The sequence below is a fragment of the Janthinobacterium paucivorans genome, from assembly GCF_051380805.1.
GTDB classification, from domain to species: Bacteria; Pseudomonadota; Gammaproteobacteria; order Burkholderiales; family Burkholderiaceae_D; genus Janthinobacterium; species Janthinobacterium lividum_D.
Window position 1 is genome coordinate 1 of sequence record NZ_JBNYXR010000025.1, and the last position, 25439, is coordinate 25439.

22 protein-coding genes and 1 rRNA gene are annotated in these 25439 nt (G+C 60.8%); 5 read left to right on the plus strand and 18 right to left on the minus strand.

From position 1 onward, the window contains the following. A 5S ribosomal RNA gene (rrf, locus tag ACQ4V8_RS21190) occupies positions 1–86 on the plus strand; the annotation flags it as partial. A 134-nt stretch (positions 87–220) separates the two neighbouring features. Continuing rightward, the gene (locus tag ACQ4V8_RS21195; protein WP_436572145.1) at positions 221–1510 is read left to right on the plus strand and encodes a leucine-rich repeat-containing protein kinase family protein; all 1290 of its coding nucleotides are present in this window, start codon (positions 221–223) and stop codon (positions 1508–1510) included. A 62-nt stretch (positions 1511–1572) separates the two neighbouring features. Here the strand turns inward: ACQ4V8_RS21195 and ACQ4V8_RS21200 are convergent, their stop codons facing one another. Beyond that, positions 1573–2832 (minus strand): nitronate monooxygenase, encoded by a 1260-nt coding sequence (locus ACQ4V8_RS21200; RefSeq protein ID WP_010396030.1) that lies wholly within the window; start codon positions 2830–2832, stop codon positions 1573–1575. A 184-nt stretch (positions 2833–3016) separates the two neighbouring features. Further along, positions 3017–3502, minus strand: coding sequence for a YajQ family cyclic di-GMP-binding protein (locus ACQ4V8_RS21205; protein ID WP_010396032.1), 486 nt, complete (start codon positions 3500–3502; stop codon positions 3017–3019). Between the two features lie 182 nt (positions 3503–3684). On the opposite strand from ACQ4V8_RS21205, the gene murB reads away from it, so the two are divergent. Continuing rightward, positions 3685–4713 (plus strand): UDP-N-acetylmuramate dehydrogenase, encoded by a 1029-nt coding sequence (gene murB, locus ACQ4V8_RS21210; RefSeq protein ID WP_436572135.1) that lies wholly within the window; start codon positions 3685–3687, stop codon positions 4711–4713. On the opposite strand, the gene ppnP is transcribed toward murB, so the two are convergent. The 14 genes from ppnP to ACQ4V8_RS21280 all read right to left on the minus strand — a co-directional run bounded on the left by ppnP (position 4714) and on the right by ACQ4V8_RS21280 (position 22022). Continuing rightward, complete coding sequence (gene ppnP, locus ACQ4V8_RS21215; RefSeq protein WP_436572136.1) at positions 4714–5028, minus strand: pyrimidine/purine nucleoside phosphorylase; 315 nt, start codon at positions 5026–5028, stop codon at positions 4714–4716. 24 nt (positions 5029–5052) lie between these two features. Then, on the minus strand, positions 5053–6078 hold the full coding sequence (locus ACQ4V8_RS21220) for a diguanylate cyclase (RefSeq protein WP_010396039.1): 1026 nt from the start codon (positions 6076–6078) through the stop codon (positions 5053–5055). Positions 6079–6088: 10 nt separating this feature from the next. Further along, on the minus strand, positions 6089–7138 hold the full coding sequence (gene cheB, locus ACQ4V8_RS21225) for a chemotaxis-specific protein-glutamate methyltransferase CheB (protein ID WP_043461159.1): 1050 nt from the start codon (positions 7136–7138) through the stop codon (positions 6089–6091). A 10-nt stretch (positions 7139–7148) separates the two neighbouring features. After that, positions 7149–9455 (minus strand): hybrid sensor histidine kinase/response regulator, encoded by a 2307-nt coding sequence (locus tag ACQ4V8_RS21230; protein ID WP_070345559.1) that lies wholly within the window; start codon positions 9453–9455, stop codon positions 7149–7151. Next, positions 9452–10138, minus strand: a complete 687-nt coding sequence (locus ACQ4V8_RS21235; protein WP_010396048.1) for a chemotaxis protein CheW — start codon at positions 10136–10138, stop codon at positions 9452–9454. The genes ACQ4V8_RS21230 and ACQ4V8_RS21235 overlap by 4 nt, the downstream gene beginning before the upstream one ends. Positions 10139–10147: 9 nt before the next feature. Beyond that, positions 10148–11404, minus strand: coding sequence for a CheR family methyltransferase (locus tag ACQ4V8_RS21240; RefSeq protein ID WP_010396051.1), 1257 nt, complete (start codon positions 11402–11404; stop codon positions 10148–10150). After that, on the minus strand, positions 11401–11856 hold the full coding sequence (locus ACQ4V8_RS21245; protein ID WP_010396054.1) for a chemotaxis protein CheW: 456 nt from the start codon (positions 11854–11856) through the stop codon (positions 11401–11403). The genes ACQ4V8_RS21240 and ACQ4V8_RS21245 overlap by 4 nt, the downstream gene beginning before the upstream one ends. A gap of 4 nt (positions 11857–11860) precedes the next feature. Further along, a complete protein-coding gene (locus ACQ4V8_RS21250; RefSeq protein ID WP_436572137.1) occupies positions 11861–13672 on the minus strand; it encodes a HAMP domain-containing methyl-accepting chemotaxis protein in 1812 nt (603 codons plus the stop codon). A gap of 215 nt (positions 13673–13887) precedes the next feature. Beyond that, entirely contained in the window at positions 13888–15123 is a 1236-nt protein-coding gene (locus tag ACQ4V8_RS21255; protein WP_010396059.1) for an argininosuccinate synthase, read from the minus strand. A 66-nt stretch (positions 15124–15189) separates the two neighbouring features. Further along, the gene (argF, locus tag ACQ4V8_RS21260) at positions 15190–16110 is read right to left on the minus strand and encodes an ornithine carbamoyltransferase (RefSeq protein WP_070346529.1); all 921 of its coding nucleotides are present in this window, start codon (positions 16108–16110) and stop codon (positions 15190–15192) included. Between the two features lie 286 nt (positions 16111–16396). Beyond that, positions 16397–19252 (minus strand): ATP-binding protein, encoded by a 2856-nt coding sequence (locus ACQ4V8_RS21265; RefSeq protein ID WP_436572138.1) that lies wholly within the window; start codon positions 19250–19252, stop codon positions 16397–16399. Between the two features lie 225 nt (positions 19253–19477). Continuing rightward, on the minus strand, positions 19478–20383 hold the full coding sequence (gene rsgA / locus ACQ4V8_RS21270) for a ribosome small subunit-dependent GTPase A (RefSeq protein ID WP_010396065.1): 906 nt from the start codon (positions 20381–20383) through the stop codon (positions 19478–19480). After that, entirely contained in the window at positions 20380–20745 is a 366-nt protein-coding gene (locus ACQ4V8_RS21275) for a 4a-hydroxytetrahydrobiopterin dehydratase (protein WP_010396067.1), read from the minus strand. Before ACQ4V8_RS21275 ends, rsgA begins: the two co-directional genes overlap by 4 nt. Then, on the minus strand, positions 20742–22022 hold the full coding sequence (locus tag ACQ4V8_RS21280) for a M48 family metallopeptidase (protein ID WP_010396069.1): 1281 nt from the start codon (positions 22020–22022) through the stop codon (positions 20742–20744). Before ACQ4V8_RS21280 ends, ACQ4V8_RS21275 begins: the two co-directional genes overlap by 4 nt. A gap of 56 nt (positions 22023–22078) precedes the next feature. On the opposite strand from ACQ4V8_RS21280, the gene orn reads away from it, so the two are divergent. Next, positions 22079–22687: an oligoribonuclease gene (gene orn / locus ACQ4V8_RS21285; protein ID WP_029496240.1), complete on the plus strand. Its 609-nt coding sequence runs from the start codon at positions 22079–22081 to the stop codon at positions 22685–22687. On the opposite strand, the gene ACQ4V8_RS21290 is transcribed toward orn, so the two are convergent. Both ACQ4V8_RS21290 and gcvA read right to left on the minus strand, forming a co-directional pair. Then, positions 22677–23066, minus strand: a complete 390-nt coding sequence (locus tag ACQ4V8_RS21290; protein WP_436572139.1) for a hypothetical protein — start codon at positions 23064–23066, stop codon at positions 22677–22679. The two genes, orn and ACQ4V8_RS21290, sit on opposite strands and share 11 nt — an antisense overlap. After that, entirely contained in the window at positions 23063–24007 is a 945-nt protein-coding gene (gene gcvA, locus ACQ4V8_RS21295; protein ID WP_436572140.1) for a transcriptional regulator GcvA, read from the minus strand. The genes ACQ4V8_RS21290 and gcvA overlap by 4 nt, the downstream gene beginning before the upstream one ends. 317 nt (positions 24008–24324) lie before the next feature. Between gcvA and ACQ4V8_RS21300 the strand changes: the two genes are divergently transcribed. Then, positions 24325–25224 (plus strand): DMT family transporter, encoded by a 900-nt coding sequence (locus ACQ4V8_RS21300; protein ID WP_010396079.1) that lies wholly within the window; start codon positions 24325–24327, stop codon positions 25222–25224. Positions 25225–25439 lie beyond the last annotated feature (215 nt).

The following is a 25439-nucleotide window of genomic DNA, read 5'->3' on the forward strand; positions in this document are numbered from 1 at the left end:
CCCCTTCCCATCCCGAACAGGACCGTGAAACAACTTTGCGCCGATGATAGTGCTGCAACCAGTGTGAAAGTAGGTTATCGTCAGGCTTGTTATTTGGTGCAACAGCTCCCGGCTGTTGCACCTTGAGAAAAACCCCACCAGCAATGGTGGGGTTTTTTTTCGTCTGCCGGTTTTAGCCATGTCATATTGGCGGGTTTTTGAAAGGGATATTTTGTCTACTTTGCATACACTGGAACAATTGCGCACTGGTGAACTGGCCGGCGTGCGCCGCTTGAAGCTGTCCTGCGGCTTGACCGACTTTCCTCGTGAGATCTTCGATCTGGCCGATAGCCTTGAAATCCTAGATTTATCCGGCAATGCGCTATCCTCCCTACCCGACGATTTGCCGCGCCTGCACCAGTTGCGCATCATTTTTTGTTCGGATAATCTGTTCATCACCTTGCCTGCCATACTCGGTTCCTGCCAGAAACTGAGCATGATCGGCTTCAAGGCGAACCGCATACGCACGGTGCCGGCTGCAGCATTGCCGGCGGGACTACGTTGGCTGACGCTGACCGACAATGCCATCGAAGTGTTGCCCGATGAGCTAGGCAATTGCCGTGAATTGCAGAAACTCATGTTGGCGGGAAATTGCTTGACCAGCTTGCCGGCTTCCCTGGCGAACTGCCGCCAGCTCGAACTGGTGCGTATCGCCGCTAACCGCTACACTGCGCTTCCCGACTGCCTGCTGTCTTTGCCACGCCTGAGCTGGCTCGCGTATGCGGGCAATCCCTTGACTGAAGGTCGGGAACTGGCGGCGCTGGCCGATGCCGGCGCAGCTGGCGTGGCGTGGCAGCGTCTCGCATTAGGGCAGCAGCTGGGCGAGGGTGCTTCAGGCGTGATTTATCGCGCAACGCTCGATGAGCGCACTGATGTCGCCGTCAAAGTGTTCAAGGGTGCGATGACCAGTGACGGCTTGCCGCGCAGCGAAATGGCTGCCTGTATCAGCGCCGGTGCCCATGCTAGCCTGATTCCTATCATTGGAGCGCTTGATGCGCATCCACAAGGTGCATCCGGGCTCGTCATGCCGCTCATCGACGCTGCTTTCGGCAATCTGGCGGGACCGCCGAGCCTGGCGTCATGCACGCGCGATGTGTATGCCGATGGCGTGCGCTTTGATGTGCCACAAGTGCTGGCAATTGCCCATGGCATCGCGTCGGCCATGTGTCAGCTGCATGCGCGCGGTATCGTGCATGGCGATTTGTATGGCCACAATATCTTGCATGCGCATGGTGGCACCTGTCTGCTGGGCGACTTTGGCGCAGCGTCCATGTTTGCGCCCGACTCGCCGCAAGGACACTTGCTGCAGGGTATAGAGGTGCGCGCCTTTGGTGTGCTGCTGGGCGAGTTGCTCGTGCACTGTACGACTCCTTTGCCCATCTTGCAGGCTTTGCAGGAGGCTTGCGTGCAGGAGGAAGTGCTGCAGCGGCCCAAGTTCGAACGGATCGAACGGGCATTGCTGGCAATGTGACAGGTATAAAAAATGGCGCAGCCTTCGCAAGCTGCGCCATTTTTATTTCAGGCTGAGAAGATTCAGGCCTGCACTTCTTTTTCCGGCAGGGCGATCTGGTTGTCGACGCTGAATTGATAGTCCTTGAAGACGTGTTCGGCCGTCAGGATCTGATATTCGCCATTGTCCAGCTTGTGCGTAGTGTCCTTCAGGCGATACGTGTAGTGGCCGCAGGTCCAGCAGTTGAAGTTGCGCATGTGCGTGCACAGGCAAGTCTTGTCCATCACGACGACGGTTTTTTGCTCGGGATGAGCCGCCACTTCGCGGTTGTAGGAATTGATGTAGGCACAGTTACCTGTCGCGTCGAGCAAATAGCCATACGATTCGCAGCCTGGACGGATGCCGGCGCCGATGGCGGGCGTGCCTTTGAGCATGCGCATTGGGTAGCCGGTCGGTGAAACGCTGTTGACGATGATGTCTTCTTCCGAGGCTCTGTAATATTCCTGCTTGACCTTGGGTGGCAGACCGCATTCCTCGGTGACGGTAAAACGTGTTGCCACTTGCACGCCAGCTGCGCCTGCTTCCAGGAAAGAGACGGCATCGCTGCCCGTGAAGATGCCGCCAGCGGCGATCAGAGGGATATCGAGCTGTTCTGCTTTCAGATAGGCCAGCAGTTCCGCAGTAATCGTGTGCAAGTCGTAATTTGCCCAGTCCATGCCGAAACCCAGGTGCCCGCCAGCCAATGGTCCCTCGACGATGATGAAGTCGGGCAGGCGGTCCAGCTTGGCGTTCTTGCGCAGGAAAATCTGCAGGGCGCGTACGGACGAGACGATGATGCCTAGTTTGGCATCACGGAAGCGCGGATTGTCCGCCATCAAGGCAAACGAGCCGAAGTGCAAACCGGCCGACAGCGTGATGCCGTCGATGCCGGCGTCCAGCGCCGCATTGAGGCGCACGCGCAAGGTTTCGCGGGGGCCGTTCATGGTCAGTTTTTCCATGCAATTGACGAAAATCAAGCCATCGCCTTTTTTTGCTTCCATGGTGCTGCCGATATGCCGGCGTTGTGCTTCCGCCAGGCGGCCCAGGTCGAACTGCACTACGGCCTTGTCGCTGTTATTGATGTTGAACTTGTACAGTTTCGTCTTGTCTTTGACGTAGGTGGTATCGAAGCGACGATCCGACACATCTTCCACCATGGCATCGGAGATATGCCCGATACCGTTCAGCCGTGCCGCTTCCAGGGCCAGCTCCGACGTGGAAATATCCACACCCATTCCGCCTATCATGATGGGCACATATTCTTTTTTGCCAAATCGCAGGCGGAAATCATCAACACGTTTCATTGCTATCCTTAGACTACCATGGTTATCACTGAGCCAGATGCACGGTCAAGCCCGCTGCCGCTAAGGCGCGCGGACACATGTAGCTGTGCGCAGCGTCAATTCTACCCCAAGCGGGCAGACCTCTCCGAGGCAGCTTGCGACCATGCCGGTGCACGCGCATGCCGGATCGCGCGCCTCATCGAAATTAATCGCGGAAATTGTTAAATTCGAGCGGCATGTCGGGCACGTCCTTGCGCAGCATGGTCATGGCCGCTTGCAGGTCGTCGCGCTTGGCGCCCGTGACGCGCACTGCTTCGCCCTGAATGCTCGCTTGTACTTTCATCTTGCTATCCTTGATGACACGCACGATTTTCTTGGCATCATCCGATTCGATGCCATTTTTGATCTTGATGATCTGCTTGACCTTGTCACCGCCGATCTTCTTGATGTCCCCTTCGTCAAGGAAGCGCACATCGACCTTGCGTTTTGTCAATTTGTTCGTCAGTACGTCGCGCACCTGGCTGAGCTGGAATTCCGAATCGGCAAATGCGGTCAATTCGTTTTCCTTGTGTTCGACGCGTGCGTCGCTGCCCTTGAAGTCGAAGCGGGTCGTGATTTCCTTGTTCGATTGCTCGACTGCGTTCTTGACTTCGATCATATCGGCTTCGGAGACTACATCAAATGATGGCATGGTCTGTTCCTTTCGTGTTGGAGCGAACGCGCTGGTAGCGCGCCGGGCGCGCGCATTCTTTGCAAAATGGCACAGCCTCGTTAAAGATGCGACATTTTAACGGACAACGGACGACCTGCCCTTGTCCTGCGCTGGTTTTTTGTCGGTTTCATTCTATAATCGAGCAAAATAATCGCTATCCCTTGTCTGCAGAGTACACCATCGAACACAATTACCCCCTCCAGCGCCTGAACACCTTCGGCATCACGGCCAACGCGGCCGCCTATATACGCATCACGTCGCAAGCCCAATTGCAGGCGGCGTTGCAAGATTGCTCGCTCTCTTCCATGCCCCGTTTGATACTGGGCGGCGGCAGCAACATCGTCCTGACTGGCGACTTTCCTGGCGCTGTGCTGCACATGGCCACGCGCGGCATGCGCCTGGCACAGGCGGATTTCGAGACCATCCTCGTCACGGCCGCCGCCGGTGAAAACTGGCACGACTTCGTGCAGTGGACCCTCGCGCAAGGCGTGGGCGGACTGGAAAACTTGTCGCTGATCCCCGGCACCGTGGGCGCGGCGCCTATCCAGAATATTGGCGCGTATGGTCTCGAAATCAAGGATTATCTGCATAGCGTGAGCGTCATGCATAGCGCCAGCGGCATAGTCTTCGACATGGACCGCGACGCTTGCCGCTTCGCCTACCGCGACAGTATCTTCAAGCAGGCAGACGGGCGCGAGCTGATCGTGCTGGAAGTGACGTTCGCCTTGCCAGCCCAGTGGCAGCCGAATTTGCGCTACGCTGAACTGGCAAATGCCTTGGCCGAGCGCCATCTTGCCGAGCCGACGCCGCAACAAGTGGCTGAAACGGTGATGGCGATACGCCGGCGTAAATTGCCCGACCCGGCCGTGATCGGCAATGCAGGCAGCTTTTTCAAGAACCCTGTTGTGCCAAGAGAGCAATGTCTTGCCTTGTTGGAACGTTTCCCCACGCTCGTGCACCATGCACAAGCCGATGGCACGGAAAAACTGGCGGCCGGCTGGCTGATCGATCAGTGTGGCTGGAAGGGGAAAAACCTTGGGCCTGTGGGAGTGTATCCCAAGCAGGCACTCGTTTTGGTGAATAATGGTGGCGCTCGTGGCGCGGACATTACCCGGCTGGCGGCAGCGATACAGGATGATGTAGAGGCGAAATATGGCGTGCGCCTATCACCTGAGCCTGTGTTTGTCTAATTAAGCAAAGTGGCAGACATAGTCGACAGTTTCGACGGTTTCGATATCAAAATAGCTATTGCCGGGCACCTTGAATTCTTGACCCGCGCCATAGCTGTTCCATTCACTGGCGTCAGCTAGGCGTACCTTGCACAGGCCGCCGACGATTTCCATCGTTTCTGGTGCGCCCGTGCTGAAGCGCAACGATGACGGGAAAATCACGCCTACGCTTTTCTTCGTACCATCGGCCAAGATGACGTTGTGCGAGACGCACTTGCCGTCAAAATAGATATTCGACTTTGTGACGACGCTGACATTGTCCAGTTGTGTGCTCATGCTTCACTTTCCTTCAGTTAAAAATCAGTCCTCGACGTCATCGGCGCTCAACACGCTGTTGCGTCCGCCGCGCTTGGCCGCGTACAGGGCCTGGTCGGCGTGGTTGATCAGTTGCTCGACCGACGAGTTCGGTGAAGGCATCATAGTCGCCACGCCGATTGAGATGCTGACGATGCCCTGGTGGGACGCCGGATTCTCGATCCGCAAGCCCTCCAGGTGACGCCGGCACGCTTCGGCGATCAGCAAAGCGCCTGCCGCCTCCGTTTCGGGCAGGATCAGCGCGAACTCATCGCCCCCATAGCGGGCCGCCAGGTCGGCCGGGCGCTTTAAATGTTCGGTCAGCACGGCGGCTACTTTTTTCAGGCCAAGGTCGCCCGCCAGGTGGCCGAAGTGATCGTTGTAGCTCTTGAAATCGTCGATATCGCAAAAAAGCAGACTGAGCGCTGTCTTGTCGCGCTGGCCACGCTGCCATTCAAATTGCAAGGTTTCATCGAAGCGGCGGCGGTTGGCGATGCCCGTTAAGCTATCGAGAGCGGCTAGTTTCTGCAATTCAATATTTGCATCGGCCAGGTTTTTTTGGCTCTCGCGCAGGAAACGAAATGCCTGGTCGCGCTGCAGGCGGCTGATGTGCGCGTTGGAATGGTGGCGTATGCGCGCCAGCAATTCCAGGCGATCCGGCAGTTTCACCACATAATCATTGGCACCGACGGTGAAGCTGTGGGCCTTCAGTTTCGGGTCATCCTTGGCCGACAGTACGATCACCGGCACATGCGCCAGCACCGCGTTTTCGCGGTACAGTTGGATCAGCGTGAAGCCGTCGATGCCCGGCAGCACCAGGTCTTGCAAGATGACAGTCGGTTGCAAGCGCAGCGCCATGTCCAGCGCCTGCGTGGCGTCAGTCACGTAATGAAATTCGATGTCCTGCTGGTCGCTCAGCATGCGCCGGATCGCTTCGGCAATGATCAACTGGTCGTCCACCAGCAGCACGCTGACCTTAAATTCTGTCAATGCGGGCTCATGCAGGGCGAAACTAGAGGAAAATTCTGGCATTACATTCTTTTCAGATGTTGGGGGAGGGTTCCCACCCATGGTTGAGTTTTGCACCCAGGCGGCTGCGCAGGTTGGCGCCTATTCTATCCAACGGCAGGATGTGCTGCGCCGCATCGAGTTCTGCCGCCGCGCGCGGCATGCCATATACGGCACTGCTGGCCTGGTCTTGCGCTATCGTCGTCTTGCCCGCGCGGCGCATCGCCAGCAAGCCGTCGCCGCCATCGCGGCCCATGCCTGTGAGCAACACGCCAATGGCGTCGCCGCGCCAGTGCTGGGCCACGCAATGAAAGAAGACATCGACCGACGGACGGTAAACATAGTCGCGTGGTGCTGCATCGTAACCCAAACGATAATTTTGATCTAGCAGCAGGTGATCATTGGTCTTGGCGACCAACACGCTGCCTGCTACCAGTTCGTCGCCTTCGGCGATCACGCGCACCGGCATGTCCAATTGATCGTCCAGCCATTTCGCAAAATGCGAGGCGAAGCTTGCATCGATATGTTGCACCACCACGATGGCACAGCCGGGCGGCGCCGTCCAGCCGGACAGCACCTTGGCCACCGCTGACGGCCCGCCCGTTGAGGCGCCTATGGCCACCAGGGTGGTGGCTTGGCCGTCGCCGCGTTCGCCATTGGCTTGCACCTGGCGTAGTGGCGGCACTTCGGTGCTGTGGCGTATCAGCTTGCCGATGGTCTTGATCTTGGCCAGCAGTTCGCTGTCGCCGCCCACTTGTCCCTGCAGCACTGGGGTAGCAGTCACGTCGAGCGCGCCGGCGCCTAACGCACGGAAGACCTGGTTGACATTGTCTTGCGGACGCCCGGTGACGACCAGGATGGCGCATGGGTTTTGCTCCATGATCAGGCGCGTCGCCTCGACGCCATCCATCTCCGGCATGTTCAGATCCATCAGGATCAGGTCGGGGCGGTTGCCCTCGCACATGCGCACCGCTTCGAGTCCCGTGCGCGCTATCCACAGCACCTGGTGTTCCTGCGTGCTCGCTACTACCCGGCGCAGGGCTTCGGCGGCCATGGCGACATCGTTGGCAATGGCAATTTTCATGAAGTAAAGCTCATATGCGGGCATCTCCTATCAGGTCCGCCACCGCGTCGAGCAAGGTCTCGTCGTGGAAGCTGCCTTTGGTCAGATAATAGTCGGCGCCAGCGGACAGGCCGCGCGCGCGGTCTTCCGGACGGTCCTTGTACGAGACGATCATCACCGGCAGCTTGTGCAGGTGTAGATCCTTCTTGATCAGCGAGACCAGTTCGATGCCGTCCATGCGCGGCATGTCCACATCGGTGATCACCAGGTCGTACTCGCTGCTGCGCACTACGTTCCAGCCGTCGATACCGTCGATGGCCACATCGACTTCGAAGCCGCGCGCCAGCAGCAGCTTGCGCTCCATTTCGCGCACCGTCAGCGAATCGTCGACCACCAGGATGCGCTTGGCGCGGCGCTGCTGCGCGTGGCCCGCCTGCGCCAGCTGGTGCAGGCCGCCCTCGTGCAGCAGCTTGTCGATCGATAGCAGCAGGTCGGGTACATCGAGGATCAGCACCGGTTCGCCATTATCGAGCAGGGCGGCGGCGGAGATATCGCGCATCTTGCCAAAAATCGGGTCGATGGCCTGCACCGCCAGGCTTTGTTCGCCGCGGATGGCGTCAACCACCAGCGCATAGCTTTGCTTGCCGCGCCCGATCACCACGACAGCCAAATCGTCGGCGCTGCTGGGCGCTGTGCCCAGTTCCAGCACCTGCGCCGCCGACACCAGACCCAGATGCTCGCCCTTGAGTTCAAAGAACTGCTTGTTTTCCAGCGTATGGATGGCCGCTTGCGGCAGGCGCACCACGCTTTCCACCTTGACGATGGGGATGGCGTAGGCTTCGCCCTGCACGTCGATCACCAGCGCGCGCACGATCGATTGCGTCAGCGGCAGGGTAATCAGGGCGCGGAATCCCCGACCGGGTTCTGATTCCAGGCGCACCGTGCCGTTTTGCTGGCGTATCGTCTCGTGTACGATATCGAGGCCTACGCCGCGCCCGGATAGCTCGTTGGCCGTCGCTTTCAGGCTGAAGGCAGGCAAGAACAGAAATTCCAGCAACTCGCCCGGCGATAGTGCGCCAGCCATGGCGGGACTGGCCATCTTGCGCGCGATGACGCACTGGCGAATTTTTTCCAGGTCGACGCCGCGTCCGTCGTCGCTGATCTCGATGCTGAGCATGCCGGCGCGGTGGCGCGCCTCCAAGCGGACCGTGCCCAGCGCTGCCTTGCCGGCCTCGATGCGCTCGTATGGGCCTTCCATGCCATGGTCGATGGCATTCCTGAGCATGTGGTTCAGCGGGCTTTCGATCTTCGCCAGGATGTCGCGGTCGACCAGGGTATCTTCGCCGTCGATTTCCAGTTGCACTTCCTTGCCCAGGCTGCGCGCCAGGTCGCGCACCATGCGGGGAAACGCGTGGATGCCGTCGCGGAAAGGACGCATGCGCAGGGCCAGCACTTCCTCGACCATGCCTTGCGAGACGGCCAGCAGGCGCCGCTCATAGGCTTCGATGTCGGCGATGTGCTCCAGCATGAACTGCTTCAGAGGCTGTGTCTTGTGCAGTGCCAGCAGTGATTTTTCCATCAGGGTCGGGTCGCCGCATCGGGCTATGGCCTCGTGCAGCTGCTCGATGGCGCAAAACAGGCTGCTCTGGTTGCGCTTGAAGCGCTGCAGGGCACCGACAAACGGGTGCATCTGGTGCGCATTGATACGCGATTCGCTGGCCAGCGACAGCAATTTGTCGAAATTCTGCGCCGGGGCCTTGGCTGGCGTGCTGGCCCGCAGCGCGGGTGCGGTCGTCGACTCCATTTCTTCGCCCGCGAAGTCGCCGGCCACCTGCGCTTGCGGCTCAGCCGTTTCAGGCGGCAAGCGCCTTGCTGCCGGCGTTGGCGCCAGCATGGGCGAGGGCAGGGCCGGCAGTTCGGGCAGCTCGGCGATGCCGGCGATGGCCTTCAGGGTCTGGTCGATCTGCGCCGCGTTGCTTGCCAGCCACGCTTCGGCGCTCGCATCGTCCAGGCGTGACAACTGCACGATCAGGTCGACGCCGGACAGTAGCACGTCAACCCGTTCTGGCGTGAGCTTCAGACGGCCATGCTGGGCGGCCACAAAGCTGTCTTCCATGCCATGTGCCAGTTGCACGACCACTTGCAGGCCGACGATGGCGGCGGCACCCTTGATCGAGTGCGCCGCGCGCATCATCGATTCGACGGCGGCCGCGTCGCCCGCATGGCGCTCCATGGCCAGCAAACCATCGGTGAGAATCTGGGTCTGGCTGTCGGCCTCCATACGGAACAGGTCCAGCATGGAAAAGGCACTCAGGTCGCCGTGCTGGTCCTGGCTCATCGTAATAGTCTCGCAAGTTGAAAGCCGATCAGCGCCGTGTCCAAGCAGCCGATACGCAGGTCGCCCTCGGTGATGACGCCCAAAAGAAAGCGCGACAGGCCCTTGTTGATGGTGGCTGCAGGTGTTTGCAGGCTGCCCGATGCATAGCGCACGATGCCGTGCAGGTCGGCTACGGGCAGGGCGTAGGCTTGCTCTTCCCAGCGCATCAGCAGCAGGCGCGCAAAGGTGTGGCGCCCCTTGGCCGGTGGCGCGCCCTGTTCGTCGATACCCAGCAGTTGTGCCAGCGACATGCACGGATACAGCGTGCCGCCGATATTGACGATGCCGGACAGGCCGAAACCACTGCGGTGCGGTAGTGCGTGCGGCGTGGCTTGCGGCGCTACGGAGTCGAACACCTGTGTAGGTAGCGCCAGCCATTCGCGCCCGATGCGAAATACCAGTGCCGAGCTGTCGCACACTGCGCCGCCCGCGTCAATCTGGCGGAAGTGGCTGGCCCAGTCGCGCTGGTAGTGTTCGTCCACGGGCCGCTGCAGGTTGCGTTGGGCGGCGCCCGCATACACGTCGCAGTTGCGGCAATGCACGTAGGCTGGCAGCTTGGGACAGCTCTGGTCGCCGACTACGCCGATATGGTTCCAGCAGTCGTCGATGGTGGCGGGGGAATCGGTGGCGATGCGCTTGGTCATGCGTGCCCCTTAGTTGGACGCCTGGCGGCGCTGGTAGATGCGCGCCGCGCGCGCCTTCAGAGTCGTGGCGGCAGTGTGATTGCCATTGCGTTCGGCCAGCAGGGCCAGGTGGCACAGCGCTTCGTAGTGGTCCGGCTGCAGGTAGATGCAGCGGCGCCAGTAGTCGTCGGCCAGGTCCATCTTGCCGGCCAGTTCACTGATTATGCCCAGCATGAAATACGCTTCCGCGGCCTCGGGTGCGCGTGCCAGGTGGGCGTGGCATTTTTCACCTGCCTCGCGCAGTTGGCCACGGTCCGCCAGCAAGCGCGCTTCGGCCAGCAAATCGGCTGGCGTCGCTGCTGCTGGTGCCGTCGAGGGAGCGAGCACGGACACGGGGCGCGTGCGCGGCGCCGCAGGCGCGCTGGGCGGTGCAAGCACGGCCGCGCGCTTTGCTGCCGGCAGCACGCTGCGCAGAGTAGGCGCACTCGCCAGCGGCAGCACTTGCACGGTGGCAGCCGGTGCCGCCGTTTCCTTCTTCAGGGCAAAGGCTTGGCGGTATTGCAGTGGCGTAAAGCCGTTCTGGCAAAACGACGGCACTTCCGCATAGCCAGCTAACAGCATGCCATCGTCGGCCAGCAGGGCGGACAGCTTGTCGATGGCCGCGCGCGTGGTCGGCTTGTCGAAGTAAATCAGCAGGTTGCGGCAAAAGATGACGTCGTAGTGGCCGCTGTAGCTGGCGGTATCGAACTGCAGCAAATTGCCCTGCCTAAAGCTGATCTGTTCGCGCAGGGCGTCGACGATGCGGTAGGCGTCGTCGGTCACGTGCGTGAAATAGCGTTCGCGGAAGGCCACGTCCTGCGTACGGAAGGCGTTGCGCCCATAGACGCCTGCCTGCGCCCGCTCGATGCAGCGCGGGCTCAGGTCATAGGCATCGATGCTGAACGCCTGTTTTGGCATGCCGCCGTCGCGCAGCGCCATGGCCATCGAATACGGTTCCTCACCGCCCGCGCACGGAATCGACAGGATGCGCGTGGCGCGCCCGCGCGCCCAGCGTTCCTGCACCAGTTCGACGGTGGCGTAAAACGCCTGCGGATCGCGGAACAACCACGATTCGGGTACCACGACCAGTTCGATCAGTTGCGTCATTTCGGATGGCGTGAGCGTCTGCAGGTAGACTGTGCGATCGCTAAAGCCGGTCTGCTCCATGCGTTGGCTGACGGCTCGTTCGGCGACAGGCTTGGAAATGGAGAGGCCGGTCGCGCGGCGCAGCAGTGCTTGTGCCGTCATGCCGCACTCGCGTCTTGGAACAGCAGCGCACGCACGTCGGGTGGCAGCAGGTGTTCCAGTTCGACCAGTTGCACGATGCCGTTGGCATCGCTGGCCACCTGACCCAGGAACGGCGCAGTCGTTACGCCGCTGTCTGTAAGTTGTTGCGATTCGATGTCGGCGATGCCGCGCACCTGCGATGCCAGTAGTCCTAGCGCATGTGTCGCGCCGCTCGGTGCGCGGTAATCGACAATGACGATGCGCGTGTCAAACTGCGCGGCGGCGGCCGGCAGCCCGGCCAGGCGCGACAGGTCGATCACGGGTACCGGCACGCCGTGCAAGTCCATCAGGCCGGCTACATAAGGGGGCGTAAGCGGCAACTGCTTCAGTTCCAGCAGCGGCAAGACGCGCACGATGCCAGCCAGGGGCAGGCCATAGCGGTCGCGTCCGATGTGAAAGAGCAGTACTTTCATGGGATCAGATGTTGACGGCGAAGCTAGAGACGCACGATTGCAGGTCACCTGCCGCATATTGCAGCTGATGCACCGCTTCGCTGGTGGCTTTCAAGGATTCTACCGTCTGCTGGGTCGCATCGTTGAGCTGCATCATGGTGTCGGAGATTTGTGACGCGCCTATCGCTTGCGACTGCATGCCTTGCAGCACGACATCGAATTGCGGCGTGAGTTTTTGCACCTGGTCCATCACGGACGACAACTGCTCGGCCACTTGCCGCACCTCGCCCACGCTGCGGCGAATTTCCTCAGAGAACTTATCCATGCCCATCACACTGGCCGATACGGCCGACTGCATTTCCTTGAGCATTTGCTCGATATCCCAGGTGGAGACGGAGGTCTGGTCGGCCAGGCGACGAATTTCCGTTGCCACTACGGAAAAACCACGGCCTGCCTCGCCCGCTTTTTCCGCCTCAATGGCGGCGTTCAGCGACAGGATATTGGTCTGGTCGGCCACTTTTGTGATGGTAATGAGGACGCTATTGATGTTGCTGGCCTTTTCCGACAGGGCGGCCAGCTTGGCATTGATGGAATCGGTGGCCGAGACCATGTGCTGCATGGTGGCATCCATGCGTTTGAGGTTGTTTTGCGCCTCGGCAGTGGCATTCGTCGTGTAGTCGGCCACGGCGGTGGCGTCTTCCATGGTTTTCAGCAACTGGCTCGTATTGGCCGATATTTCCTTGGTGGTGCTGAGAATTTCCACGCTGGTTTGCGCTTGCTCAATGCCCGTGGCTTCTTGCTGGCGCGCCGAGGCGGCGATTTCCGTGGCGGACGTCGTCACCTGGATGCCGGCTTTTTGTACATTGTTGAGCAGACTACGCAGGTTTTCGAACATCTTCGCCAGGCCGTTGCCCAGTTGGCCGATGGCGTCGCTGCCTGTGATGCTGACCTTGCCCGTCAAGTCGCCAGAGGCTGCCTTCGACACCACGTCCAGCAAGGAATCGACCTTGGCGCGCAAGCTGTTGGTCGCGGCCAGTTCGTTGGCTTGGTTGTCCTCGATGGTTTGCGCCATGCGGTTGAATTCCTCCGTCACCTTGCCCAGCTCGTCGCGTGAGACGATGGTGGCGCGCGCGCTTTGCTCGCCACCGGCGATGCGTCCGACGGCCTGCGTCAGGTTGTCCAGCGGGTTGAGGATGGAACGCACCAGCAGGTAGGAAATGCCCAGTGCCAGCAGCACGCACAGCAAGCTACCCAGGGCCAGGGTCAGCACCATGTTTTCCTGCAATTTTGCCGTGTTGGCTGTGCGTTCGACCAGCAAGCGGCTTTCCTCGGCAGCGACTTCGTCGAGCAGCTTTTTGGTTTGTGCAACGGCCGGGAAACCGGTCGGCGACATGGTGCGCGCCACCGTTTCCGTGGCGCCCGGCGCATCGCCCAGCGCGCGGCGCTTTTCGATCAGCGGTACGATCCATTCCTTGACCCAGACGTTGGTCAGCTGGTCGATCTTGCGGAAGCGCTCCGACTGTTGCGTGTTCTCGAGCGTCATGCTGATGGCTTTTTGCGTATGCTTGTTCAACAATATCGTTTCATCGGTTTCCGGCGTCAGCGAGGTTTCGTTCCCGGTCAGGATGAAACCGCGTACTTGTACCTGGATTTGCAGGATGGTATTTTGAATCTTGTCGATCTCGACCAGCACTTCCATCGTGTGGCGATCCAAGGCACTGGCTTGCGACAGGCGCGAAAAGCTGTTGTAGGCAACGGCCAGCAGGATCAGGACGATGGCCACGATGGAGCCGAAGCCCAGGTATAGTTTATTCTTGATACTCAGGTCTTTGAACATGGTGGCTCCGGAAGCGGGAAGTTTTCGATGAAGAGCGCCGGACAGAAGCATAGCCGATGTCAGGTGCTCTAAATTGCACGGTAGTATTTTGCCATGCTGGGGGCGATACCGGGGGCATGCAGCCCGGTAAATCGTCGTCGATTGCGGTGTAAATGTAAAAAGCCGCCCGTGGGCGGCTTGGAATGGCGCGGGAGGTGGTGCCTCCCGGCAACTATTTACTTCTGGCCGCGCTTTTCGCGGGCGATGGCCGCGATGCGCATGCGCAAGGCGTTCAGTTTGATGAAGCCGCCAGCGTCGGCCTGGTTGTAGGCGCCGCCGTCTTCGTCGAAGGTGGCGATGTTCATGTCGAACAGCGAGTCCGTCTTCGAATCGCGCGAGACGACGATGACATTGCCCTTGTACAACTTGATGCGTACCCAGCCGTTCACGGTTTCCTGCGTGTGGTCGATCAGGGTTTGCAGGGCGACGCGCTCGGGCGCCCACCAGTAGCCGTTGTAGATCATCGACGCGTAGCGCGGCATCAGGTCATCTTTCAGGTGGGCCACTTCGCGGTCCAGGGTGATCGATTCGATGGCGCGGTGGGCTTTCAGCATGATGGTGCCGCCCGGGGTTTCATAGCAGCCGCGCGATTTCATGCCGACGTAGCGGTTTTCCACCAGGTCCAGGCGTCCCACACCATGCTTGCCGCCAACTTTATTCAGTTCGGCCAGCACGGTGGCGGGCGACATGCGCACGCCGTTGATGGCGACGATATCGCCTTTTTCGTATTCGATGTCCAGATACTCGGCTTCGTCCGGCGCATTTTCAGGGCTGACGGTCCAGCGCCACATGGTTTCTTCCGCTTCGGCGCTAGGGTTTTCCAGGTGGCGGCCTTCAAAGCTGATGTGCAGCAAGTTGGCGTCCATCGAGTACGGCGCGCCGCCGTTCTTGTGCTTCATGTCGATGTCGATGCCGGCGTCTTGCGCGTATTTCAGCAGTTTTTCACGCGACAGCAGATCCCACTCGCGCCATGGAGCGATGATTTTCACGCCTGGCTTCAGGGCGTAGGCACCCAGTTCGAAACGCACCTGGTCATTGCCCTTGCCGGTCGCGCCGTGCGAGATGGCGTCGGCGCCGGTGGCGTTGGCGATTTCGATCAGACGCTTGGCGATCAAAGGACGGGCGATCGAGGTGCCGAGCAGGTATTCGCCTTCATACACGGTGTTGGCGCGGAACATCGGGAAGACGAAATCGCGCACGAATTCTTCACGCACGTCTTCGATATGGATGTTTTCCGGCTTGATGCCGAATTTGATGGCCTTGGCGCGCGCCGGTTCCAGTTCTTCGCCCTGGCCCAGGTCGGCCGTGAAGGTGACGATTTCACATTGGTAGTTATCTTGCAGCCATTTCAGGATGACGGAGGTGTCGAGTCCGCCGGAATAGGCCAGGACTACTTTTTTAATGTCGCTCATATTGCTTCCAGTTGTCGTTGTCGATGTAGGTATTGCGATGCTGCCAGAGTATAAGCACCTGGCCAATTAGCTGATTTTACCCAGTAACAGGTACTCGATCAGCGCTTTTTGCACGTGCAGGCGGTTTTCTGCCTCTTCCCACACCACCGATTGCGGGCCGTCGATCACTTCGGCGGCCACTTCCTCGCCGCGGTGAGCAGGCAGGCAGTGCATGAACAGGGCGTCGGGCGCGGCGCGGGCCATCTTCGCGCCATCGACGATCCAGCCATCGAAAGCGGCGATGCGGGCCGCGTTTTCCGCTTCGTAGCCCATGCTGGTCCACACGTCCGTGTTGACCAGGTGCGCGCCCTCGCAGGCATCAAGCGGGTTGGCGAAGAAGCTGTAGCGCTCGGTTTTGACCTGCGACAGGTCGATGTCGTAGCCTTTTGGCGTCGACACGTTGACGTGGAAGCCGAACACTTCGGCCGCCTGCAGCCACGAGTACAGCATGTTATTGGCATCGCCGATCCAGGCGACGATCTTGCCGGCGATCGAGCCGCGGTGTTCGATGTAGGTGAAGATGTCGGCAAACACCTGGCACGGATGGTGTTCATTGGTCAGGCCATTGATCACCGGCACGCGCGAGTTGGCGGCGAAACGCTCGATGATCTCCTGGCCAAACGTGCGCACCATGATGATGTCGCACATGCGCGACATGACCTGGCCCGCGTCTTCCACCGGCTCGCCGCGGCCCAGCTGGGAGTCGCGCGTGTTCAGATAAATGGCGGCGCCGCCCAGCTGGTGCATGCCGGCTTCGAACGACAGACGCGTGCGGGTGGAGTTCTTTTCAAAGACCATCACCAGGGTGCGGTCGATCAGTGGATGGTAGATTTCATAATTCTTGAACTTGCGCTTGATCAGATGGGCGCGTTCGATCACATATTCGTACTCTTCTAATGTGAAATCGGAGAACTGGAGGTAATGCTTGATCGGTTTTTTTGTCGACATAATGACCACTTGAAGATGCGCAGGCCGCCGGCGGCGTGCCTTTCCCGCCGGGTTGCATCAGCGTACTACATCTCGTCTGATGACTGCCTCGCCCGGCGCGCTGCTGTGTTGATCGGTGCCCGTGCCTGTTTATCGCGCGGGTCGATGCGGTTTGCCAAGTTGTAAATAATGCAATGACAGGGACTTCAGCCGTTCAATTATAAGGGTTTTGCTTTTAGATTGGAAAGACTGACAGGACGGGTACCTGTGTAGACAAGTGCTTGCGTCCAGCCAGGGTATCGCCCTGTCAATAGATGTTGGCCGGGGTGGCCGCATTGATCTGCGGCGCCAGCAGGGGCAGGTCCAGCGTAAAGCGCGTGCCGGCGGGGCTGCTGGCCACCTCGATGGTACCGCCCAGCAGGGCCGTGACGATGTTGTAGCTGATCGACAAACCCAGGCCGCTGCCACCCTGGCCCAGCTTGGTAGTAAAGAAGGGGTCGAAGATGCGCGACAAATGCTGTTCGGCGATACCGCCGCCATTGTCGGCGAAGACGATCTGCACGTGTGCGCCATCGCGCGTGGCCGACAGGCGCATGCAGCCGGTGCTGCCGGCGCCATCGTTGGGTGCCGGGGCGAAGGCGTGCAGCAGGGCGTTGTTGATCAGATTGGTGATCACTTGGCCCAACGGACCCGGATAGCTGTCCATGGCGATGCCGAAATCGATGTCCGTCTCGATACGGTGGCCCGAGCTGCGGATGCGGTTCATGACGGTGGCGATGATTTCATTGCTCACTTGTTGCAAGTCAAACTGGCGCCGCTGTTCTGTGGTGCGGTCGACCGCTACCTGCTTGAAGCTATTGACCAGGTCGGCAGCGCTGTGCAGGCCGCGCATCACCAGCGCCGACGCCTTGCCGGCATCGTCGATGTAGGCGGCCAGGTCTGAGCGGCGCAGGCCGGGACCGTTCATCAGGCGCTCCACGTCTTGCGTCTTTTGCTGCATGGTGCTGGCGATCAATAAACTGTTGCCGATGGGGGTATTGAGTTCATGCGCCACGCCCGCCATCAAGGAACCCAGGGCGGCGAGTTTTTCCTGTGACACTAATTGCGCCTGGGCATCTTGCAGCTGCCGGTAGGCGCTGGCATTGTCGAGCGCGATGGCGCCATACGCGCACAGGGTGCGGAAGATCAGCCGCTCGCGTTCGCCATACGCATGCGCATGGCAAGCCTGCACCGTCATGACGCCCAGGATGCGCTCGCCCACCATCAAGGGCACGTACAGCACGCTCTGGTTGTGCAGGGTGCCCGGGACGGTGTAGGCGTGACGCTTGGGCGGCACCTGGTCGATATATACTTCGCACCGTCCCAGCAGGCAGCGCACGGAGTAGGCGCGTGGATTGCTCATGGGAATGGCATTGTCGGGTAGGCGCTGGCCTGCTTCCATGCCGTGCGCGCGGCGTAACGCTATGCCCTCTGCATCGAGCATATAGACGGCGAAGGTGTTTACTGGCAGCAAGGCATGCACGTGGCGATCGAGTACCTGGAATACGGCGCTGGCATCGAGGTGGGTGGTGATTTCCTGGCCGATGGCCGACAGCCGCTCCAGCGTGTCGCTGGTCTGTTGCAATACTTCGGTACGGCGTGCTTCGGAGGCGGCTAGTTCGCGGTGATGATAGCCTTCCGAACGCGCATGTTCGGTCTGGCGGTAGACCTGCATGGCGGCGGCACGGTTGCTGGCCTGCTGCGTGTGGCTTTTTTCGCGCGCCTCGCCCGCATCGAGGGCGATATCGTAGGCGCGCGCATAGTCGCCCGCATGCGCATATTCGCGCGCCAGCGCATCGAGCAGTTCAGCGGGTGGTGAATAGCCGTCGATGCCGGCCGCTACCTGCAGCGCCTGATGCAGGTAGTGCAGGGCCGGATTGTATTCCAGCATGCCTGCTGGCGCTGGCAGCTCGTGGCGTGCATGCAGCATGGACAAGACGCGCAGCGCTGCCACCTGGTGCATGGCGTCGCCCTGCTCGGTGGCCAGCTGGCGCGCCCGCTGTGCCGCCTGCAGTGCCTCGTCCGGGCGGTCCAGATAGGAGAGCGCGTGGGCGCTGCCGCGCTGGGCCATGCTGCGAAAATCGGCTTGTCCCAGTGCTTCGGCGCGCTGCGCCAGGCGCATGAAAGCGTCGAGCGCCGTGTCGTAGTCGCCTTTGTCCAGGCTCAGCTCGCCCAAGTGGAACAGCGCGTTGGCATACGTGCGCGCGCCCGCCAGGGGGGCCAGCGTGTGTAGTGCTTCGCGCAACAAGCCTTCGGCTGTGGCCAGGCGTCCCAGTTTGCGCATGGCTTCGGCCGTATGCGTCTGGCAGGCGCCGATGCTGCGCGGCCAGCCGGTGGGGTGCGCCATGTCCTGCGCGCATTGCATCCATTCGAGGGCCGATGCATTGTCGTTGAGGCTGGCGAAGCAGTCGCCGATATTGATGGCGGCCGTGATGGCGTCACGCAGTTGGCCGCTTTCCAGCGCCGCTTCATAGCTTTGCATGTAGTGGCCGGCGGCCGTCCCCAGGTCGCGCGACGCGTGCGCCAGCAAGCCGCGGAAGTCATGCACCCAGGTGGCCAGCGGCGCTGGCAGCTTGCCGCTGGCGCTGTCGGCCTGGAAGTGTTTGCCCCAGCGCGCCTGGGCGGCCGGCGCATCGCGCAAGACAGCCCAGCGCGCCATGGCCGCGTCGGCCAGGTTGGCGCGCATCGCATCGCCAGCGCTGCGCGCTTGCTGCGCCGCGGCCAGAAGCTCGGCATCGCAGAGCGCATGGTCGCCGCGGTCGACGGCAATTGAAGATAGCAGCCAGTGGGCGTCGGCGCAGCCGGCGGCGTCGCCGTGCGCGCACAGGATGGCGCGCGCCGCCAGGGCCATGCTTGCGGCTGCATCGAGCGAACCTTGTAACCATGTCACTTCCGCCCGCACCAGTTGCAGGCGTGCCTGCGCGATGGCCAATGCCGGTGCCGGCAGCTTTGCCAGCGGCAGCCAGCCTTCTGCTTCGGCCGCGTAGTGTTGCGCCTGGGCACAGTTGCGCTGGCGTAAATGCCAGGCCAGCAGCATCAGCAAAGGCAGGCGCTCTACAGCGCGTAGCGGCCGCAGGGTGTCTTCCCACTCTGCAATCTCATGTTCGAGTGCGAACATTTCCATTCGAAATCTCCCGCAAGTCGATGGTGTTGGCCCACGGCCAGTGACACCTTATTGGATCGCATTGTAAGCTGCATCCGGATGTTTGTTGAGCCGCATGGAGAGTATTTTCTACACTCTCCAGCCGCGCTTCCGGTGATTTCTTACCGGGCGTGAAGTAGCCGATAGCCACCCACTCGCTGGCACCCACTTGCTGGCACCCACTTGCTGGCGCAGCAACAGAACAGATCAATACAGCGTCTGCGCCGATTCGTGCAGCAGTTGGCCATACAGGGTGTGGCGCATCTTGGCGATCTTGCCGTCAGATAATGCTTGCAGGATGGCGCACTGCGGCTCGATCAGGTGGCGGCAGTTGTAGAACTTGCAGCTACCCAAGTAGGGCTGGAATTCGCGGAAGGCGCGCTCGAGCATACCCTCGGACAAGTGGTACAGGCCGAATTCCTGGAAGCCGGGAGAATCGATGATGGAGCTGTTCGCGCCCAGTACGTCGAGCTTGTACAGGCGCGTAAAGGTCGTCGTGTGCTTGCCCGTATCGAGCGCGGCCGAGATTTCGCGCACGGCGATGTCGGCGTCCGGCACCAGCAGGTTGATCAGCGACGACTTGCCCATGCCCGACTGGCCGATCAGGATCGACGACTGGCCAGCGAGCAGCGGTGCCAGGGTGGCCACGGCATGTTCCGGTTCGGCGCGCGCCGACACTTCATCGACGCGATAGCCCATCGAGGAATACGGCAGCAGGCGTTCGCGGGCGCGCTCCAGAGAAGCGGTCACGTCTGTTTTATTGAGGATGATGCGCGCCTCGATGCCGGCCGCGTCGGCCGCTACCAGCGAGCGCGAAATCAGATCGTCGGCAAAGCCCGGTTCTGTCGCCACGACGATAAACAGCTGCGTCAAATTGGCGGCCAGCAGCTTCGATTTGTACTGGTCCGAGCGGTACAGCAGCGTCTTGCGTTCCTCGATGCGGTCGATGACGGCCTGGTCGTTGGAGGTGCGCGTCAGGTGGACGATATCGCCCACTGCCACATTGGTCTTTTTGCCGCGCGTCACGCATTGCATCTTGGCGCCGTCCACGTCGGCCAGGTAATGGCGGCCGTGGGCGGCGATGATGACGCCCGTCAACTTGCCTTCACTCATGGAGCCACCTGGCTGCTCTGGTAGATCAGATCGGCCTTGGCGGCGCAGATGAAGTCGTTTTCGGACAGGCCGCCGGCGCCCTGGTTGACCGAGTGCGTATCGAAGCGCACGGCGCAGGTTTTGTAAGTAATGATGAGCTCCGGATGGTGGTCTTGCGTATGGATCATATAAGCGAGGGCGTTCATGAACGCCAGGGTCTGGTAGTAATTCTTGAAGCCGAAGTCGCGGCACAGCTTGCCATTTTGCAGCGTCCATTGGGGCAGCAGTGCAAGCAGGGTGGCGCTGTCGGTGTCGCCCAGCGCTTGTTGGCGCGGTGCGCACGACAGTTGAGCCAGGTCTTGCGTAGTCATTGGCGTATTCATGTGGTAGCCCCTTTCAGGTGGCGGATGCGCACGCTGGCCGGCGGATGCGAGTCGTAGAAGGCCGAGTGCAGTGGGTCGGGCGTCAGGGTCGACGCATTGTCTTCATACATTTTTACCAGCGCTGTAACCAGGTCGTCGGCTTGCGTGTGCTTGGCGGCAAAGGCGTCGGCTTCGAATTCATGCTTGCGCGAGCTGAGCGAGGTCAACGGTCCCAGCAGGAAAGTGAAGACGGGCAAGGCCAGCATGAACAGCAGCAGCGCCAGCGCGTCCGTCGGCTGGCCCGTCAGTGCGAGGGCGACGGGATCGATGCCCAGGCCCGCGTAAAACCACGGCTGCGTCTTCAGCAAGCCCAGCAGCGCCAAAAAGCCCAGCGAGATGACGAACATCATGGCGATGCGCTTGACGATGTGCTTGAGCTTGAAATGCCCGAGCTCATGCGCCAGCACGGCTTCGATTTCCTGCGGCGCCAGGCGCGACAGCAGGGTGTCGAAGAAGACGATGCGCTTGTTGGCGCCAAAGCCCGAGAAATACGCATTGCCGTGGGCGCTGCGCTTCGAGCCGTCCATCACGAACAAGCCTTTCGAGGCGAAACCCACGCGCTGCATCAAGCCTTCGATGCGGCTTTTCAAGGATTCGTCGGCCAGCGGCGTGAATTTGTTGAACAGGGGAGCGATGACGGTCGGAAACAGCACCATCATCAGCAACTGGAAGCCGCTCCAGACGAACCACGCGTACAGCCACCACAGGTCGCCCGACCTGGCCATCAGGGTCAGCACGACCCAGATCAGCGGCAGGCCGATGGCCGCGCCCAGGCCCACGCCCTTGAGCATGTCGGTGAAGAACAGCTTGCGTGCCATGGTGTTGAAGCCGAAACGTTGTTCCAGCACGAATTGGCGGTAGTAATCGAAAGGCAGGTCGATCAAGCCGGAAATGCCGGCAAAGGCGGCGATCAGGCCGATCTGGTACAGCATGGGCGAACCCGCTCCCATCCACGCATTCAATGACAGCGCCAGCCACTGCAAGCCGCCCAGCAAGGTGAAACCGATCAGCACGGCGTAGTTGACCAGCAGGGTCAGTAAGCCGAACTTGGTCTTCGCCACCGTGTAGTCGGCCGCCTTCTGATGCGCGGCCAGCGGGATCTTTTGCGCGAATTCGGGCGGCACCGCGGCGCGGTGGGCCAGCACGTGGCGAATCTGCCGCGAAGCGAGCCAGAAGCGCACGGCCAGGGTCAAAACGAGGACGGAGACAAACAAAATCGAAAACGCGAGTGAATACATTCTGTGCCTGTGAGAAAATGGCTGATTATTTAGTTTGATTAGACCAAGAGAGAATTATGTCACAAGCGACCGACTTAACTGCCCCCACCTCTGCATCCACCCCAGCACCGGCGGTGCCGGCACGTCCAAACGAGATGAACCTGGTCTGGGTCGACATGGAAATGACGGGCCTGGAGCCCGATACCGACCGCATCATCGAAGTGGCGGTGGTGGTGACGGACATGCACTTGAACCTGCTGGCCGAAGGTCCCGTGTTCGTCATCCATCAATCGGATGAAACCCTGAACAAGATGGATGCCTGGAACAAGGGCACGCATGGCCGCTCGGGCCTGATCGACAAGGTCAAGGCGTCGACCGTGACGGAGGCGCAGGCGGAAGCGGAATTGATCGCCTTCCTGAAAAAATACGTGCCAGCAGGCAAGTCGCCCATGTGCGGCAACACCATCGGCCAGGACCGCCGCTTCATGGTGCGCGGCATGCCGAAGCTGGAAGCGTTCTTCCATTATCGCAATGTTGATGTATCGACATTTAAAGAGCTGTGCAAGCGCTGGAAGCCGGAAATCGCCACCGGTTTCAAGAAGCACCAGAAGCACACGGCGCTGGCCGATATCCTGGAATCGATCGAAGAGCTGAAATACTACCGCGAACACTTTATTAAACTGTAATGGTGTTGTCGGCTTGGCGCTTTGGCGCGTAAGCCGACACATCCGCCGCCTCAAAGGCAAGGCTGCGCCAAGCGCCATCTTCATTTTGCCACTTCAGCGCAAACGCTCCCGTTTGCCGTAAAGCCGTGGTCCAGCGCACTTCGCCAGGCTGGCGGAAATAGTCCGAGCACTGTTCGAACGGCTGGCCCAGCCGGCACAGCACCAATCCCTCGCCCGCCACGGCGCACCACTGTTCATCGGCATCGATCAAGGCCACGGCCGGGTCACCATAGAATTCGCCCAGGCTGGCTTGCCTGTCATCGTCCGCCGTCACCGTGGCTTGTTCATATTCATGCTGGACGCGATATGTGGCGCTGCGCCCCAGTTCCCTGTGTGTCATGCTGTCTGCACGCTGGGCCAGACGGTTTCCTGGTCGGCGCGTGCCTCGGCGATCAGCCATTCGCAGAAGGCATGCACGAGCGGGCGTGTTTCCGCCTGCGGCGAGCGCAGCAAATAGTAGCAGTGGGGGCCACGCACGGCGTGTTCGAACACGCGCACCAGGCGGCCCGAGCGCAGGTCGTCGCCGATCAGGGGGCTGGCGGCAATGGCCACGCCCTGGCCGCTGGCGGCCGCGTCCAGGCATAAATACGTGTGCGAAAAGCGCGCGCCGCTGTTGCCGCTATTGCCGCTGTAATGCACGCCGCAGCTGTGCAGCCAGCGCGTCCAGTCGATTTCGCCGGGCAGGTGTACTTCCGGCTCATCGTGCAGCAGCGGGTAGCGCAGCAGGTCTGCGCTCTGGCGCAGGCCGGTGGCGTTGGCGCGAAAGCCTGGGCTACAGACGGCGGAAAACCATTCTTCCATGAGTAAATCGACCTTCAGGCCCGGATAGCGACCCGGTCCCAGGCGGATGGCGACGTCGACGCCGTCGCGGGCCAGGTCGACCGGATGCATCGACGCCAGCACGCGCAGTTCGATTTGCGGATAGCGGTCGCGCAGCCGGCCCAGGCGCGGCATCAGCCAGCGCGAGACGAGCGAGCTGGTGGCCGTCACCGTCACCACCTTGTCATCGCCCTGGCGCCGCGCTTGCTCCGATACATCGGCCAGTTGCTTGAGGATGGGGCCCAGTGACGCCGCATAGCGCTGGCCGGCGCTGGTGAGCACCACGCCGCGCGGCAGGCGCTGGAACAGCACCACGCCTAGCCAAGCTTCGAGTTGTTTCACGTGATGGCCGATGGCGCCGGCCGAGACGTGCAATTCTTCGCCCGCGCGCTGGAAGCCTTCATGGCGGGCGGCCGCCTCGAAGGCGTGCAGGGCGGCGAGGGGTGGCAAGGAACGTGACATAGCACTCTTCAAGAGAATTGAGCCTCAATAATATTTGGCCTATCCGTGAAGAATATTGGTTTGTTTCATTTCGCGCAAGGGAATATGATGCCGTCACTGCGTGAAGTGACCCGCAATATGATTCACGCATGCATTTCACGTACGCATCACCTTCCAGCCTTGCTTGGCATTAATATTTACAACGCCTGGGAAAACCGTCGCGAGCGGCAGTGATTTGTGGCCGAGAAGCGCAACCGTACTTCAGTACGGTGAGCATCGCCGGCCGCAAAGCGCGACGCGCAGCAGGTTTACCCTGGCGTACTCAAAGAGGTTTAGTCATGTCTGATCGCCGCGCTGTTGCGCTGGTGTTGCTGTCGGCTGCCGGTTTCGGCAGCTCCGCAGTGTTTGCCAAGGCGGCATATGCGTCCGGGGTCAACCCGTCGAGCATGCTGGCCTTGCGTTTCGTTATTGCCGCCATGCTGTTGCTGCCGCTGGTCTGGCTGGGCGGCTGGCGCTTGCCGCGCGGCCGCTTGCTGGTCGGCTACATGCTGATGGGGCTCATGTACACGGTCCAGTCGCAAGGTTACTTCAATGCCCTGCTGTATGCCAGCAGTGGCCTGTGCGGCATGTTGCTGTATGTCTATCCCGTGCTGGTGACCATTCTGGCGCTGGCGCTGGGCTGGGAAAAGCTGGACCGGCGCATGCTGGTACTGATGGCGCTGGCCATTGCGGGCATGGCCATCACCCTGGGCGGCAAGCTGCAGGGTCAACCTATCGGCATTGCCCTTGCATTGATGGCCGCCGGCGTGTACGCCGTGTACATCCTGGTTGGCAATAGCCTGTCGAAAAGCCGCGACAATATTCACCCATTGGCCGCCTGTGTGGTGATCCTCGGTACGGCTGGGCTGTCGAATACTGCGATTGCCATGTGGCAAGGTGTTTCTTTGCCAGGCACGGCAACGGGTTGGCTGGCAGTCAGCGCCATCGCCCTGTTCTCGACGGCGATCGCGATAGCTGCCTTTTTTGCCGGCGTGGCGCAGATCGGTGCCGCCAAGGCATCCATCATTTCCACGTTTGAACCCGTCATCACGATGGCGTTCGGCGTGACCTTGCTGAAGGAATCGGTCAGCGGCACGCAGTTGCTGGGCGGTGCCATGGTGCTGGCCGCCGTGGTCTTGCTGGCGCAGCGTCCCGCACCCAAGACGGCGGCCATGCCGGCTGCGCAGGCGAGCGCTTGAGTCTGCTGATCCTGTTTTCTTGAACTGATCGGCTGTATCGATCGGTCTCCTTTGGCGCCGCGACGGGTTTCCTGTCGCGGCGCTTTTTTTTTGCGCGCAAATGTTGCGTACAAATAAGTCTTGATTGCGAATGATTCTCATTTATAATTGACTTCAAGATTCCCCCATCACCAGCCAGCCGATGCCAGCCAGTGTTCGCCTTGAAAGGAGACGCC

Coding starts and splice junctions, on each gene's coding strand:
- ACQ4V8_RS21300 (WP_010396079.1), top strand. CDS start 24,325: ATGTCTGATCGCCGCGCTGTTGCGCTGGTGTTGCTGTCGGCTGCCGGT.
- ACQ4V8_RS21205 (WP_010396032.1), bottom strand. CDS start 3,502: ATGCCATCATTTGATGTAGTCTCCGAAGCCGATATGATCGAAGTCAAG.
- ACQ4V8_RS21280 (WP_010396069.1), bottom strand. CDS start 22,022: ATGTATTCACTCGCGTTTTCGATTTTGTTTGTCTCCGTCCTCGTTTTG.
- ACQ4V8_RS21240 (WP_010396051.1), bottom strand. CDS start 11,404: ATGACGGCACAAGCACTGCTGCGCCGCGCGACCGGCCTCTCCATTTCC.
- ACQ4V8_RS21200 (WP_010396030.1), bottom strand. CDS start 2,832: ATGAAACGTGTTGATGATTTCCGCCTGCGATTTGGCAAAAAAGAATAT.
- gcvA (WP_436572140.1), bottom strand. CDS start 24,007: ATGTCACGTTCCTTGCCACCCCTCGCCGCCCTGCACGCCTTCGAGGCG.
- ACQ4V8_RS21275 (WP_010396067.1), bottom strand. CDS start 20,745: ATGAATACGCCAATGACTACGCAAGACCTGGCTCAACTGTCGTGCGCA.
- rsgA (WP_010396065.1), bottom strand. CDS start 20,383: ATGAGTGAAGGCAAGTTGACGGGCGTCATCATCGCCGCCCACGGCCGC.
- ACQ4V8_RS21255 (WP_010396059.1), bottom strand. CDS start 15,123: ATGAGCGACATTAAAAAAGTAGTCCTGGCCTATTCCGGCGGACTCGAC.
- argF (WP_070346529.1), bottom strand. CDS start 16,110: ATGTCGACAAAAAAACCGATCAAGCATTACCTCCAGTTCTCCGATTTC.
- cheB (WP_043461159.1), bottom strand. CDS start 7,138: ATGAAAATTGCCATTGCCAACGATGTCGCCATGGCCGCCGAAGCCCTG.
- ACQ4V8_RS21250 (WP_436572137.1), bottom strand. CDS start 13,672: ATGTTCAAAGACCTGAGTATCAAGAATAAACTATACCTGGGCTTCGGC.
- ACQ4V8_RS21245 (WP_010396054.1), bottom strand. CDS start 11,856: ATGAAAGTACTGCTCTTTCACATCGGACGCGACCGCTATGGCCTGCCC.
- ppnP (WP_436572136.1), bottom strand. CDS start 5,028: ATGAGCACACAACTGGACAATGTCAGCGTCGTCACAAAGTCGAATATC.
- orn (WP_029496240.1), top strand. CDS start 22,079: ATGTCACAAGCGACCGACTTAACTGCCCCCACCTCTGCATCCACCCCA.
- ACQ4V8_RS21290 (WP_436572139.1), bottom strand. CDS start 23,066: ATGACACACAGGGAACTGGGGCGCAGCGCCACATATCGCGTCCAGCAT.
- ACQ4V8_RS21230 (WP_070345559.1), bottom strand. CDS start 9,455: ATGAGCCAGGACCAGCACGGCGACCTGAGTGCCTTTTCCATGCTGGAC.
- ACQ4V8_RS21235 (WP_010396048.1), bottom strand. CDS start 10,138: ATGACCAAGCGCATCGCCACCGATTCCCCCGCCACCATCGACGACTGC.
- ACQ4V8_RS21265 (WP_436572138.1), bottom strand. CDS start 19,252: ATGGAAATGTTCGCACTCGAACATGAGATTGCAGAGTGGGAAGACACC.
- ACQ4V8_RS21220 (WP_010396039.1), bottom strand. CDS start 6,078: ATGCCAGAATTTTCCTCTAGTTTCGCCCTGCATGAGCCCGCATTGACA.